We start from the raw sequence: 14,157 nt of genomic DNA, 5'->3' as shown, positions 1-14,157 counted from the left end.
GGAAACGCGCCAGCTCGGATTGCCCGAGCTGGCCAGGTTGACGCATGGCGACTGATCAGTCAGGCAGCCAGCCGTTGATCCAATAGTTCAGGTTGTCACCGCGCAGCATGTAGTCGCGCAGCACTTCCTCACGCAGTGCATCACCCATGCGATAGCTGGCTTCGGGATCGGCCAGATGCATGCGAATGGCGGCCAGCCATTCCTCGGTGCTGTTGCTGACCACTTTGGTACACGGCAGGTAGCCGCGGTACGCCTCGGTGTCGGTGCAAATCACCGGATAACCGCACGCGCCGTACTCCAGCAAGCGCAGGTTGCTCTTGCAGTCGTTGAAGATGTGGAACTCCAGGGGCGCCAATGCCAGATCAAGATTCAGGCTCGCCAGTTTGGCCGGGTAGGCTTGCAAGCCGATCGCCGGGTAGAACTCGCGAACGTAGCCGCGCAGCGACGGCGGGCACATGCCGAAGAACACCCAATCCACCTCATCGGCCAGGATGCGCACCACATCGGCAATGATCGCCAGGTCGCCATCATGACTGGTCCCGCCCCCCCAACCGACTCGCGGTTTGCGCGAGGTGCGGCGCTGGCTGGTCAGCCCGGTCCACAGGTGGGGCGCCAGCATGTTCGGCACCACACGAATGTCGTGATGCATGCCCTTGAGCGTGTCCGCCAACGGCTGGGTCGACACCACGACGCGGTCGCACAGGCCGACACCTCGACGCACGATATCCTCGACACCGTCGATCGCCTTGCGCACATGTGCGTTCTTCTTCGGCACCTTGATCACGTAGTCGTCGAGTTCAAAAATCCGAAACGCCCGGGAGCAGTTTTTCACTCGCTCCACTTCATCCACCGCGCTCTGGCTGTAGCGCCCTTGCAGGATGATCACATCTGGCGCCTGACGCTCCAGCTCGATGTCCGAGGGCGTGTGGAACGACAGATGCCCGAGCACCCGGCCAGCGGCTTCCAGCTCAAGGAACGGCTGGGTGACACGGTAATGGCCGACAGCGGTCTCGTTGATCGGAATCGCCAAAACCCGGGGCAACATGTGCCGGGTAAACGGATTCCAGCCTGCAAGCGAACCCGGCTCCAGGTTGAAGTTGTTGGTGCCCAGGCTCAGGTTGGTGTTGTACGCAGGATCCCTGGCGATGATCGGCAACCAGCGCTGATAGAAGTTCTTTTGTTCTGCCAGCAGCGATTGCGCCACCGGACCATTGATGCCCTCGGCCGCCACCTGGACCGATTCGGCATACGGCGTCCAGACCACCAGATAACCGCTGCGCCGCACCCGCAAGCACAGATCCGGGCCATTGAGCATCTGCGCGAACGCCTGCTCATCAAAGCCTTGCAGGTCATCGAAAATCTGTTTGCGGATCAGCAGGCATTCCGCACCGACCGCACTGAGGTTCTGTACGGTCTGCTGGCGCTGCATGTAGCCGGAGGTATTCAACGGCTCGCCACGCCACGGCACGCCCACCGGCCCGCGCATCCCCAGGATCAGCGCCGAGCCTTCAATGCGCCCCTGCGGGCTGACCATCCGCCCGCCGACCACACCAACCTCCGGGCGCATCCCGTGGTTGAGCAGCTCATGCAGCCAGTCGCCACTGACAATCTGGCAGTGGGTGCTCAGCAGCACCAAATACTCGCCACGCGCCTGGCCCGCTGCAAAGTTCTGCGCGGCCGCCGGGTTTTCAGGGTAATCGCAACGCAGAATCCGCAGTTTGTCGCTGCCCATCTGCTCCATGGCCGCGAACCAGTCGCGGGCCTCGGCGGTGATGCTGCCGCTGTCGACAATCAGCAACTCGTAGTGAGCATACGCAGTGTGTTCCAGCACCCGCTCGACACAACGCTGAAGCGTGCCGATCCGGTCCCTGGCGACAATGATGATCGAGACCAGCGGCTGATGTTCGTGCTGATAGTCAACCCGGTTGATCAGCGGCAAGTCGCCGACGCGCACTTGATGGCGTACGCCGATTCGATCCAGATGCGCCGCCAGTACCCGCGGATTCTGCTCGACAACCTGCGACAGGGACAGCCATTGCGAGAGGCCAAAAGTGGACTCCACCAGCACCTGGGCAACGTGCTCGATCACATGAGCACCATCGCCCTCGACCAGTCGCCAGACCACATCATGGGGACTCAGCTCGGCGTAAGCCGGATCGAAGCCACCGACGGCCAGAAAACGCCGGCGCTGCATCGCCAGCGTCCGGCCGATGTAGGGGTAGCTGCGCAACAGGTCGAGGTTGAAGTCGGCCTTGAAGATCGGCTCCACCGACAGCTCGTCGCGCAAGCCACCCTCATCGCTGTAGATGCACAAGGCATCGGCGCTTTCGACCACGCGCTCGGCCAGCAACAACAGGGCCAGATCATTGAGGCGATCACCGGCGCGCACCAGGTAGAACCAGTCCGCCCCCTCCAGATCTGCCAGCACGCCGTTGAGCTGGGCAAAGCCATCTCCCTCAAGGGCGATGCTGATGACATTGCCATCGACCGGGCTCAATAAGGTCCCGCTGGACAGGACCACGACCGTTTCGGCGGCGTACACCTGACGCTCGATGCTTTCCAGCGTCATGCGCAGCGCGGCGCCATCAGCCTGCGCGTCGATCACCACCGGGACGATTCTCGGCTGCCACGCCCACGAAGCCAGACGCGTGGGCAGCAAACGCTGTTGAGCTGGGTTCAGGGTCCGGCACGACAACCACTGCCGATACACTTCGCCAAAACTGTCGCAGCCCATGCCCACTCGCGAGCGAATCAGCGTGTGGGTAAAGCCCAGTGAACGGGTCAGACTGATTTCTTCCCAGGCGTAGGGCTCACCCTTTGCTGCTGCCGTCAGATCGATGTAGCGCGCATAACCCGGCGCTGGCGCAGGCTCGCCACTGCGCACGGCGAGCATCTGGGACAACCAGCCAAGCTCGGTCAGTACAGCCTGCTGGACCTCTGGCTGATTGCTCAGGCGCGCCTTGTGCAATCGCTCAAAACTGAGCACCTGACTGACCACCGCGAGGTTGCCCCGGCGCAGCAGGCAAACAAACAACGCCAGGTCGAGCCGGGCCACGAAGCCCGCCTCCATCTGGGTCAACGCCGGCAGGTACTCCAGCACCTGACGCGTGCGCAGCAATGCACCGCTCAGACCGCTGAGAAAGTTCACCGCGCTGCTTTCAAGCACATCGAGCAGGTCTTCGCCCTTGAACAGGGTATCGCCCGAGGTAAAACTGGAGTTCTCGAGACGCTCGGGCAGCAGGGCGTAATCGCCGTCGCAGAACTGGCGCTGAGCTATCACCAGGCTCACATCGTCATGCCCGATAAAACCCTGGACCTGACGCGCAACGCACTCGGGCAGTAACTGATCGTCATCACAAAGAAGCTTCAGGTACTCGCCCGTCGCTTCTTCAGCGCACGCAATCAGATTGCCCTGAAAGCCCAGGCGTTGCTTGTTGCGCACGTAACGCAGCACAAGGTTCTGCGGCACGGTGCAAGCCTGGACGATGGCGTGAATTTCATCACCCATGCTGTCATCGCAGACAATCACTTCGAGGGGGGTATACGTCTGACTCAATGCGCTTTGCAGCGCTGCATTGAAGAACTGCGGGCTGAAAGCTGGAATGGCGATACTGACAAGCGGAGCTGGATTCACGGCGGGAACTCTCGAGCGGCGCGAGCCCACTCACTGTGAGTGGGCTGCGCGAACCGCTGAAAAAAGACGGTTTGCACTCGACGGTTGAAGCAGATGCAGCAGTTGGATCAATGCCAGGCAGGCACGGGCTCAGACTTTGTTGAACAGACCCAGTTGCGAGATCTTGCTGAACGCCAGTTGCGAGGCTTGCAACATGGTCGTCTGCAAGGTCAGGCGTGTCATCACCTCGGCCGGATCGGAATCACGAATTGCCGACTGGGTCTGGGTATTGGCCAGGGCCAGGCTTTCGTTGGTATCGCTCTGGATAGCCAGCGCCGACCCGCGACCACCAATCGAACTGACACCTTCGCTCAACGTGTCCATGCCGCTGGTGAGGTTGCCGATACCCGAGGTGATGGCTGCGTTGAGCTTTTGCACTGCAACCGGGTCACCATTGGTGGGTGTCGACAGTGCGGTACGCAACTGGCTGACCGTATCCAGGATGTTCTGGGTCTGATGGTTGTTGGCCGCAACGACAAACTGATCACCGGCTGCCGGTGTACCGGCCAGGGTGAAGTCAACGCCTGCTGCGGTCGCCGTGGTACCTGCACCTGTCACTGTGCCGCTCGATACCGGCTTGCTATCAGCCGTCAGCGGCGAGGCATACAGGTCGTAGGCCGTGGCACTGGTGAACTTCAGAACCGCACCACCGTTCGGGAACGCGGCGGCGTATGCAGCCTGGCTGCTGACGGTGGCGCCCGTGACCACAGCAGTCGACGAGTTGCCCGGCATGCGCGAGTTAGTGAATGTGTCAGGCTTGGAAGCCAGGGTGAAATTATGACCGGCTATGACGGCATCCGGATTGGTATCCGTCGCCTTGAGGTTCATGTTCAGGGTCAGGTCGACACCACGGAAACTCACCGTTTGCGAGTTTGCCCCGACGTTATTACTGATGACACCATTCTTGCTCGCCTCGGCTGTGACGTCGTTGCCGCCCGCATCAGTGATCTTCAACTGTGTGCTGCTGACAAAACTGACAACGTAAGGCTCGCCACTCCGGAAATTGGCGTTGTAATTGACGCTGGAGTTGACCTGGCCGTTGGACAGCACCACGCGACCGTCATCCACCGCTGGCGCGGTCATGGTGGTCAGGCTGCGATTGGTGTTGATCGCTTGCTGGAACACGTCCCAACCCGTGCTGTTGGTGGCCATGCTCATGGTGTCGCCAATCGGCAGGCTCAACGAGGTCTGGTCACCGTTGTAGCTGTAGGTGCCATCGGAATTACGGGCAAACGGTTCGGTATCGCCCTTGGAGCCCGAGAAAATGTACTTGCCGTTCTGATCCTTGGTGTTCATCAGGCTCAGCAATTGCTCTTCGATCTGGCCCAATTCCGAGGCGTTGGCCTTGCGGTCGTTGTCGGTGTAACCGGCGTTGCCCGCACCGAGCGCCAGCTCCTTGGCGCGCTGCAGCACGTTGGTGATGCTGGTCATGACCGATTCGGCCTGGCCGAGAGTCCCTTTGAGGGTCGTGGTGTTGGCCGCGTACTGGTCGAGCATCGCGCTTTGCTGGCCCAACTGCAGCAGGCGAGCAGCACCGACCGGATCGTCGGCAGCGGTGTTCACGCGAATCAGGCTGCTGGCCTCTTCGTTGCTCTTGACCACGTTGGAGAAGTTTTTCTGATAGTTCGCAGCCGAGGCTTCGTAAAACTGGGCGGTAGAAATGCGCATGGGCTACGACTCCTTAAAGACTGTTAATCAGGGTGCTGAACATTTCCTGCGCAGCCTTGATGATCTGCGAAGATGCGGTGTAATACTGCTGATACTTGACCAGGTTGCCGGTCTCTTCATCGAGGTCGACGCCGGACAGCGAGTCACGCGCGCCCTTGGCGTTGGCCAGGATCGCATTGTTCGCCGCACTGTCGAGCTTGCCCTGACTGGCCTTGGCGCCGACGCCTTCCACCAGTTTGCCGTAGGCATCAACCAGGGTGATGCCCTTGCTCACGGAACCGGTATCGACGGTCTGCTTGGTCTGCAGGTTCGACAGGGCCGTGCCGTTGCGGTTGTCCTTGGAGTCGGCGCCGTTGAACTTGATGTTCAGGCCATCACCGTCTTTAGGCGAACCCGCCACCGACATTTCGACGGTAAAGGTCTTCTGCACGGGCGGTACAGCGCCATCGGTAATCGGCGCACCCGAGGCGTCGACCATCTTGATTTGCAGGCTCAGGGTATTGTTTTGCCCCGGCACGATGCTGCCGGACCCCATCAGGGTGCCCTTGGCATCGTAGTACTTGAAGGACTGGCTCGGGCCTTCAGGACCGAACACCAACTTGACCGGCACCGAGTTCTTGACCGCTGTCTGCATCTCGGCGTTGGCCGCCGGGTTGTAGATGTCCAGGGGCACCTTGACCGTCGGCTGACCGGCGATGCTCAGGGTGCCATTGGCGCCCGGCAGCAGGCTGGCGCTCAATGGCGCAGCAATGGCCAGACGCTTGGCGTCGGTCATCTCGGTCTTGATACTGGTCGCCGCATTACGGGTCGGGGTGATCTTGAAGCTGTCGCCTGCGCTCAAGGCACCACCGCCATTGAGGCTCAGACTGAAACCATCAATGACCGGTGCCGGCGTCGTCCCGGTGTTGAACGGTCCCAGCGACGAACCATCGGCGCGCTTGACGGAATAGTCGGTGGCGGTGCTGAACGTCACGGTGTAGTCGCCCGTGCTCAGCTTGCCCGTGTCCTTGATGGTCACGTTGAGGTTGCCGGAACCTGTGCTGTTATTGCCGCTGGCGATGCTGCGCTGACTGATCAGCGCGGCACTGTTGATGTTGTTGAACAACGCCGCACCGAACTCGCCGTTTTTGTCCAGGCCCTGGCCCAGCTGGCTGTTCATCTGATCGGCAACGACCAGCGCCACACGGCCCAGCTCGTTCATGGCCGGGTCCAGCACGGTTTCGCGATAACGCAGCAGACCACCGATTTCACCGCCAGTAACGACGCCGGTGATGTCGATAGTGCTGGAGCCACGGTTGAGCTGGATCGAGGAGCGGGTCGGGTCGACCTTGCCAGCCACGACTTCCAGCGTGCTGACCGAATTGCCCATGACCAGTGGCTGACCACCGGGCAGGTATAGATCGACATTGGAGCCGCGCTCGCTCACCTGCACCCCTATGAAGGTCGACAGTTGGCGAACGGTCTCGTTGCGCATGTCCAACAGGTCGTTGGGCATACCGCCGCCGCTCGACACTTCGGAAATGCGCTGATTGAGCTGAGCCACGGTGGTCGCCAGTTTATTGACCTGATCGGCCATGGTGCCCAGGCTGCCGTTGATGTTGGCGTTCTGCTCGTTCAACTGACTGGAAACGGTGTTGAAACGGTTGCTCAGCGCTTGCGCATCGCTGAGCAACAGCTGACGCGAAGCATCATCGGTCGGGTTGGCGTTGACGTTCTGCATGGACGAGAAAAACTTGGTCAGCGCGCCGGTCAGGCCGGTGCCGTTGTCCGACAACAGTTTGTCGATCGGGGTAACTTGACCCAGGTAGGCAGCCGCATCGCTGTTGAGCGAGGTCTTGAGCTGCAATTGCTGATCGAGGTAGCTGTTATAGACCCGACGTACATCGGCCAGCGTGGTGCCGGTGCCGATGTAGAGGTTGCCGAACTGAATCGAGTCCTTGGTACCCTGCACGGTTTGCTGGCGTGAATAACCGGCGGTGTCGGCGTTGGCAATGTTATTGCCGGTTGTCATCAATGAAGACTGGCCAGCGGCCAGCCCCGACATCCCGATATTGAGCAAACTCATGATTCAGACCTTATAAATTCGTGGAAGCGCCTGCCGCAGCGTAGTTCTGGTAGCTCTTCATCTGCTTGGCAATCTGCGAAATCTTGCTTGCGTAATCCGGATCGGTTGCATACCCGGCTTTTTGCAACTCGCGTACAAACTGTTCTGGGTTATCGGCCGACTTCAGCACTTCTTGATAGCGATTGTTGCTTTGCAGCAGCGTCACCAGATCGTGGAAGCTGTCCTGATAAGAGGCGTAGGAGCGGAACTCGGCCGTCTCCTTGACCATCGCACCGTTTCTGAATTCGCTGGTAATCGCTCGCGCCGAATCACCTTGCCAACTGCGACCGGCCTTGATGCCGAACAGGTTGTGGCTACTGCTGCCATCCTGCTGGCGCATGACCGATTTACCCCAGCCGGTTTCCAGCGCAGCCTGGGCCACCAGGTAACGCGGATCGACACCAATACGGTCAGCTGCCTGCTGCGCCATCGGCAGCATGGTGGCGACAAATTCGTCGGAGGAACTGAAGGCTTTTTTCGCCGGAGCCAGCGGTGGCTGAGCCACGGCGCGACCGTAGACCTGCATGCGGCCACTCGGCACCGCGTAACTTTTCGCCGCCTGCCAGTCACCCTTGATCAACGCATCCGCAGCCACCGTGGAGCGCTGAGGCAGCGCCGAGGTATTGATTGCGGTCGTCGATGCCGAAGGCACCAGGCCGGCCAACAGGCGATCGGCGAGCTTCGGTGGCAATGCCAGACGCCGCTGATTGAGCAACGCCACGTCATTGCGATGAGAGAGCTCGGCCTGGGGCGGATTGATCGCTCGCGAAGCCCACAACGGACGCTGGCCATTGACCCGGGAAAGCGGGCCATTGGTGCCGACCGTACCGGCCGCAATCGGGGTTTCCACCGCCGCTTTCGCAGCCTGCTGATGGGCCGCAGACAGCGCGGCCGCCTCGCCCGGCGCCAACGGTTTGTTCTTCGACATCTGGCGCATCAACACATCCGCCAGACCGATACCGCCACCCTCGCGAGACATGGAAACGGCCAACTGCTGGTCGTACATTTCCTGGTACTGCTTGGCCGCCGGCGTATTCATCGGGTTGTCCTTGCCCAGCGCTTCGGTCGCCGAACGCATGGACTTGAGCATCTCGCCGAGAAACAGCGACTCGAACTCCTGCGCTACTTTGCGCATGTTCGCATCGCTGTTCTTGTCACCAACCTTGAGCTGATTAAGCCGGTTGAGGTCCGAATAGGACCCCGAGTCGCCACTGCTGATCAGACCGCTCTTGCGAATATCCATGACCCCTACCTCAAATCACGATCAGGTCGGCTTGCAGCGCGCCGGCCTGCTTCAGGGCTTCGAGGATGGCCATCAAGTCACCCGGCGCAGCGCCGACCTGATTCACCGCACGGACAATCTCATCCAGCGTGGTGCCCGGACCGAACTTGAACATGGGCTTGGCTTCTTGCTGAGCATTGACCCGCGAACGCGGCACGACCGCCGTCTGACCATTGGACAGAGGGCCGGGCTGACTGACAATCGGGTCTTCGGTGATGGTCACCGTCAGGCTGCCGTGGGTCACGGCGGCCGGCGAAACCTTGACGTTCTGGCCGATCACGATGGTGCCGGTGCGCGAGTTGATGATGACTTTCGCCACCGCCTGACCCGGATCGACTTCAAGGTTTTCGAGGATCGACAGGTAATCCACACGCTGGCTCGGATCGAGCGGCGCCGTGACGCGGATCGAACCACCGTCGATGGCCTGGGCAACGCCAGGGCCAAGCATGTCGTTGATCTTGTCGACGATGCGCTTGGCCGTGGTGAAGTCCGAACGGTTGAGGTTCAAGGTCAGGCTGTTGCCCTGATTGAAACCACTCGGTACCGCACGCTCAACCGACGCACCACCCGGGATGCGACCGGCCGACGGAACGTTGACGGTAATTTTCGAACCGTCGCGACCCTCAGCATCAAAACCGCCAACCACCAGGTTGCCCTGGGGCCACCGCATAGACGTTACCGTCGATACCCTTGAGCGGCGTCAGCAGCAAGGTGCCGCCACGCAGGCTCTTGGAGTTGCCGATGGACGAAACAGTAATGTCGACCTGCTGACCCGGCTTCGCGAACGCCGGCAATTCGGCACTGATCGAAACCGCCGCGACGTTCTTCAATTGCACGTTGCCGGAACCGGCCGGCACCTTGATACCGAACTGCGACAACATGTTGTTGAAGGTCTGCAGGGTGAACGGGGTTTGCGTGGTCTGGTCGCCCGTGCCGTTAAGCCCGACAACCAGGCCGTAGCCGATCAATTGGTTGGAGCGCACGCCCGAAATACTGGCGATGTCCTTCAACCGCTCGGCCTGAACGCCAAGGGAAGTGGACAGCAACAACATGGCCGCCATCAGGTGCTTGAAGTTAAGCATGGAAATATTCATCACCTAGAAAGGGAACAGCGGGCTTAGGAAGAAACGGTCGAACCAGCCTGGCTGACTCGCATCGGCAAAGGAACCGGTGCCCGAGTAAGTGATGCGCGCATCCGCGACACGGGTCGACGACACGGTATTGTCGGTGGCGATATCGTCCGCCCGCACCAGGCCAGCAATCCGTACCAGCTCATCACCAGTGTTGAGGGTCATCCACTTCTCGCCACGTACGGCAATAATGCCGTTGGGCAAGACGTCGGCGACGGTCACGGTGATCGAACCGGTCAGGCTGTTGCCCTGCCCGGCCTTGCTGTCACCCTTGGTTGCACGGTCGCCGCTGTAGCCGGCACTGAGACTCAGGTCGCCATCGCCGAACGGGTTATTGGTGTTGGGCACTGCGCCGAACAGCGAGGTCAGGCCGACGCCGGTCTTGCTGTTCTTGGCCACTTGCGAATTGGCGTTTTTGCTCGCCTGGGTCTTCTCGTTCAGGGTGATGGTGATGATGTCACCCACCCGGAATGCCTTGCGGTCGCTGTACAGGTTCTGCTCGAAACCGGCCTGATAGATCGAGCCGTTATTCGCCGCAGCCGGCAACGGAGTACGGGGCAACACCGGCGCATAGTAAGGGTCATTGGGCTTCGGCGTCGGGGCGACACAGCCCGCGAGCACGGCGATCCCACTCAATGCGAGAACTGATACAAAGCGATTCATGACCCTACCTCACGGTGTTGCAGGCGGCTTCATGCCGCCCCATAGACTTGATTACAGATTCTGCGTTACGAACGAGAGCATCTGGTCGGCGGTGGAGATCACCTTGGAATTCATCTCGTAGGCACGCTGAGTGGTGATCATGTTGACCATCTCTTCAACGGTGCTGACGTTGGACGTTTCCAGGGTGTTCTGCAGCGTGGTGCCAAAACCGTTCAGGCCCGGGGTGCCAACTTGCGGCGCGCCACTGGCAGCGGTTTCCAGGAACAGGTTGTTGCCCACGGCTTGCAGGCCGGCCGGGTTGATGAAGTCGGCGGTTTGCAGATTGCCGATCACCTGGGAAGCCGGGTTGCCGGCGATGGTGATCGAAACCGTACCGTCGCGACCAACCGTGAAGGTCTGTGCGTCGTTCGGGATGACAATGGCGGGTTCCAGGGCAAAACCGCTGGCGTTCACGACCTGACCGTTGGAGTCCAGGTGGAAAGTGCCGTCACGGGTGTAGGAAGTGGTGCCATCCGGTTGCAGGATCTGGAAGAAACCACGACCGTCAACCGCCAGGTCCAGCGGCTGCTCGGTGGTTTGCAGGCTGCCGGCGGTGAAGTTTTTCTGGGTGCCGACGATGCGCACACCTGTACCCACTTGCAGGCCCGACGGCAGTTCGCTGTCCTGGGTCGACTGAGCGCCCGGCTGGCGCTTGATTTGGTACAGCAAGTCCTGGAACTCGGCACGGTCACGTTTGAAACCCGTGGTCGATACGTTCGCCAGGTTGTTGGAAATGGTGGTCAGGTTAGTGTCCTGGGCGGACAGACCTGTTTTGGCAACCCATAGAGCCGGAAGCATTCGATTCTCCTCGTGCGCCTGTTTTACGGCGCGACGTTCTGATAATTAGCTGATCTGCAAGACCCGAGCCATGGCCTGGTCGTCGTCTTTGGCGGTGTTCATCATCTTGATGTGCAATTCGAACTGCTTGGCCAAGGCCAGTACCGAGGTCATTTCCTCGACGGCGTTGACGTTGCTCGACTCCAGGAAACCCGACACCAGTTGAACGTTGGCATCTGCCACCGCTGGCTGGCCGTCCTTGGTGTGGATCGAACCGTCCAGCCCCTTGGTCATGCTCTTCAAATCAGGATTGACCAGCTTGATGCGGTCGACCTCAGCCATCACGCGCGGGCCTTCGCCCATCGCACGGATGCTGATGGTGCCGTCCTGACCGACTTCGATTTTCTGCTCGGGCGGCACGGCGATAGGACCGCCATTGCCCATCACCGGCATGCCATTACCGGCACGCAGCACGCCCAAGGCGTCAACATTCAGGCTGCCGGTGCGCACGTAGCTTTCACCGCCATCCGGGTTTTGCACGGCGATCCAGCCATTGCCGCTGACCGCCACATCGAGGTCACGGCCGGTTTCCACCAGGGAGCCTGGCGTGAAGTCGGTGGCAGGACGCTCGGACATGGCAAACGCACGCGCCGGAAAGCTGTCACCAAATACCGGCATCGAACGAGCCTGCTCCAGGTCTTTCTGGAAACCATTGGTGGAAATGTTCGCCAGGTTGTTGGCATGGGCCTTTTGCGCCAGTGCGTTCTGGCTGGCACCGGTCATTGCCACATAAAGGTACTTGTCCACAGTCTTTCCTCTGCATGCCGGACGTTTGCCGCCCACTGCTGTACTGCTGAGCCATAAGCAATTTGCAGACCAACTTTTCGCTGACGGCACGAAGCCCTCTAAACAAAGGACTTGAGCGGCATCAGAGGGATTCTGTCGATTGTGTCAAAGACGAAAAACCGGCGCGGATATGCCGTTTGACGGCAAGGTTTGACCTGTTGGGGCGACACATCCCCTGTGGCGAGGGAGCTTGCTCCCGCTGGGCTGCGAAGCAGCCCCAAAAAGAGCAACCGAGGTATAGCTGACAGACCGTACCAAATGGATTTGCGGCCGCTTCGCGCCCGAGCGGGAGCAAGCTCCCTCGCCACAAAAGCCCTCTCGCCACAGCGTCAGGCATTGTCCTTGCCAACCTCATACTCACGTAATTTGTTGGCAATGGTGGTGTGGGAAACCCCCAGTCGCTTGCCCAACTGACGACTGCTTGGATGCTCGGAGTACAAACGCTCCAGCACCGCCTTCTCGAAGCGCCCGACAATCTCGTCCAGCCCGCCCTCCAAGGAGAACTCGCCAAGCGGCTGGCGCACGCCGTAATCGGGCAGCCGGATATGCTCGGCCTTGACCATCCCGCCATCGCACAACGAAACCGCCTGAAACAGTACGTTCTCCAACTGCCGCACGTTGCCCGGCCAATGGTAATGACTGAGTCTGTCCATGGCCGCTGGCGCCAGTTTGGGTAACGGACAACCGATCTGCCGACTGGCCCTGATCGAGAAAGTGCTCCACCAGTGGCGCCAACCCGTCGAGACATTCACGCAGTGGCGGAATGTGCAGGGAAAGCACATTCAGGCGATGGTAAAGGTCCTGGCGAAATTCGCCGCGAGCGCACAGTTCGGACAGATCGACCTGCGTCGCACAGATCACCCGCACATCCAGGTAGACCTCCTCGTCGCTGCCCACCCGACGGAAGCATCCATCCTGCAAGAACCTGAGCAGTTTCACCTGCAAGCGCGGGCTCATTTCCCCAACACCGTCGAGAAACAACGTACCGCCTGCCGTCAGCTCCAGCAGCCCGAGCTTGCCTTCGGCCCGCGCACCTTCGAACGCACCAGGACCGTAGCCAAACAGCTCGGTCTCGGCCATCGACTCCGGCAACCCGGCGCAGTTGAGCGCCATCAGCGGCGATTGCCCGCGAGGGCTGGCCAGGTGACAGGCACGCGCCAGCAACTCTTTACCGGTGCCGGTTTCGCCTTCTATCAATAGCGGCGCATCCAGCGGCGCCATGCGCCGGGCTTCGCGCACCACCGCCGCCATGACCTTGGAACTCTGGAAAATACTGTCGAAGCCACGAAGCTCCTGCTTGCGCACGTTATAGATGCGCTCACCCACCCGATCCGCCCGGTGCAGCGTCAGCACCGCGCCAGCCATGGCCTCGCTGTCATCGTGCTCCGACTGTAACGGCGCGATATCGGCGAGAAACACATCACCCTTGACCTTGACCCGCAAGCCGTTGATTCGCGATTTATTGGCGCGCACCAACTCCGGCAGGTCGAAATCCTCGGCATAACGCGACAGCGGAATGCCCGGCACCTCGTCGACGCGCACCCCCAGCAACTGGGCCGCCGCACGGTTCGCTGCCACGATGGAGCCACCCATATCAATGGACAGCACCGGAAACTCCAGCGCCCCCAGCAAGGCGTTCAACTCCATGTGCCGACGCTCGCTGGGCATCAACCCTACGCGCTTGACGCCAAATACCCCGGCAATTGCCTCGAACTTCGGACGCAACGCCTGAAACTGGATGTTGATCAGGTTCGGACAGTGCAGGTAAATCGCATTGCCGTGTTCACCGCCCACCTCACCGCGAGCGACGTTGATCCCGTACTCCACCAGCAGATTGAGAATGTCGCGCAGGATGCCGATGCGGTTCTGGCAATGGACTTTGATACGCATATAAAGGCCCGAACTAGGGTGAATAGGCTGCAAGGCGAGAATTTTTCTGCCGAGGCGCAAAGTTAGTCGTCAAGATTATGTGACA

General features: G+C 60.5%; 7 protein-coding genes and 2 pseudogenes. All 9 read right to left on the bottom strand.

Annotation, left to right across the window (positions count from 1 at the left end; all coding sequences use genetic code 11):
- Window positions 1–55: 55 nt before the first annotated feature.
- Window positions 56–3,634 carry a glycosyltransferase gene (locus AABM54_RS07990; RefSeq protein WP_347904726.1) on the bottom strand — a complete coding sequence of 1,193 codons (3,579 nt, stop codon included), beginning with the start codon at window positions 3,632–3,634 and terminating at the stop codon, window positions 56–58.
- A 129-nt stretch (window positions 3,635–3,763) separates the two neighbouring features.
- Window positions 3,764–5,341, bottom strand: coding sequence for a flagellar hook-associated protein 3 (locus AABM54_RS07985; protein ID WP_347904725.1), 1,578 nt, complete (start codon window positions 5,339–5,341; stop codon window positions 3,764–3,766).
- A 13-nt stretch (window positions 5,342–5,354) separates the two neighbouring features.
- A complete protein-coding gene (gene flgK, locus AABM54_RS07980; protein ID WP_347904724.1) occupies window positions 5,355–7,406 on the bottom strand; it encodes a flagellar hook-associated protein FlgK in 2,052 nt (683 codons plus the stop codon).
- A gap of 10 nt (window positions 7,407–7,416) precedes the next feature.
- A complete protein-coding gene (gene flgJ, locus AABM54_RS07975; RefSeq protein ID WP_347904723.1) occupies window positions 7,417–8,688 on the bottom strand; it encodes a flagellar assembly peptidoglycan hydrolase FlgJ in 1,272 nt (423 codons plus the stop codon).
- Window positions 8,689–8,698: 10 nt separating this feature from the next.
- A pseudogene (locus tag AABM54_RS07970) lies at window positions 8,699–9,809 on the bottom strand (flagellar basal body P-ring protein FlgI).
- 15 nt (window positions 9,810–9,824) lie between these two features.
- Window positions 9,825–10,520 carry a flagellar basal body L-ring protein FlgH gene (gene flgH, locus AABM54_RS07965; protein WP_347904722.1) on the bottom strand — a complete coding sequence of 232 codons (696 nt, stop codon included), beginning with the start codon at window positions 10,518–10,520 and terminating at the stop codon, window positions 9,825–9,827.
- Window positions 10,521–10,571: 51 nt separating this feature from the next.
- Window positions 10,572–11,357, bottom strand: coding sequence for a flagellar basal-body rod protein FlgG (flgG, locus tag AABM54_RS07960; RefSeq protein ID WP_347904721.1), 786 nt, complete (start codon window positions 11,355–11,357; stop codon window positions 10,572–10,574).
- Between the two features lie 45 nt (window positions 11,358–11,402).
- A complete protein-coding gene (locus tag AABM54_RS07955; RefSeq protein ID WP_347904720.1) occupies window positions 11,403–12,143 on the bottom strand; it encodes a flagellar basal body rod protein FlgF in 741 nt (246 codons plus the stop codon).
- Between the two features lie 368 nt (window positions 12,144–12,511).
- Window positions 12,512–14,072: pseudogene (locus tag AABM54_RS07950) on the bottom strand (sigma-54-dependent transcriptional regulator).
- Window positions 14,073–14,157 lie beyond the last annotated feature (85 nt).

This window comes from Pseudomonas purpurea (genome assembly GCF_039908635.1).
GTDB classification, from domain to species: domain Bacteria; phylum Pseudomonadota; class Gammaproteobacteria; order Pseudomonadales; family Pseudomonadaceae; genus Aquipseudomonas; species Aquipseudomonas purpurea.
The sequence above is the reverse complement of the archived record's forward strand: the minus strand, read 5'-3'. Positions and strand labels throughout refer to the sequence as shown.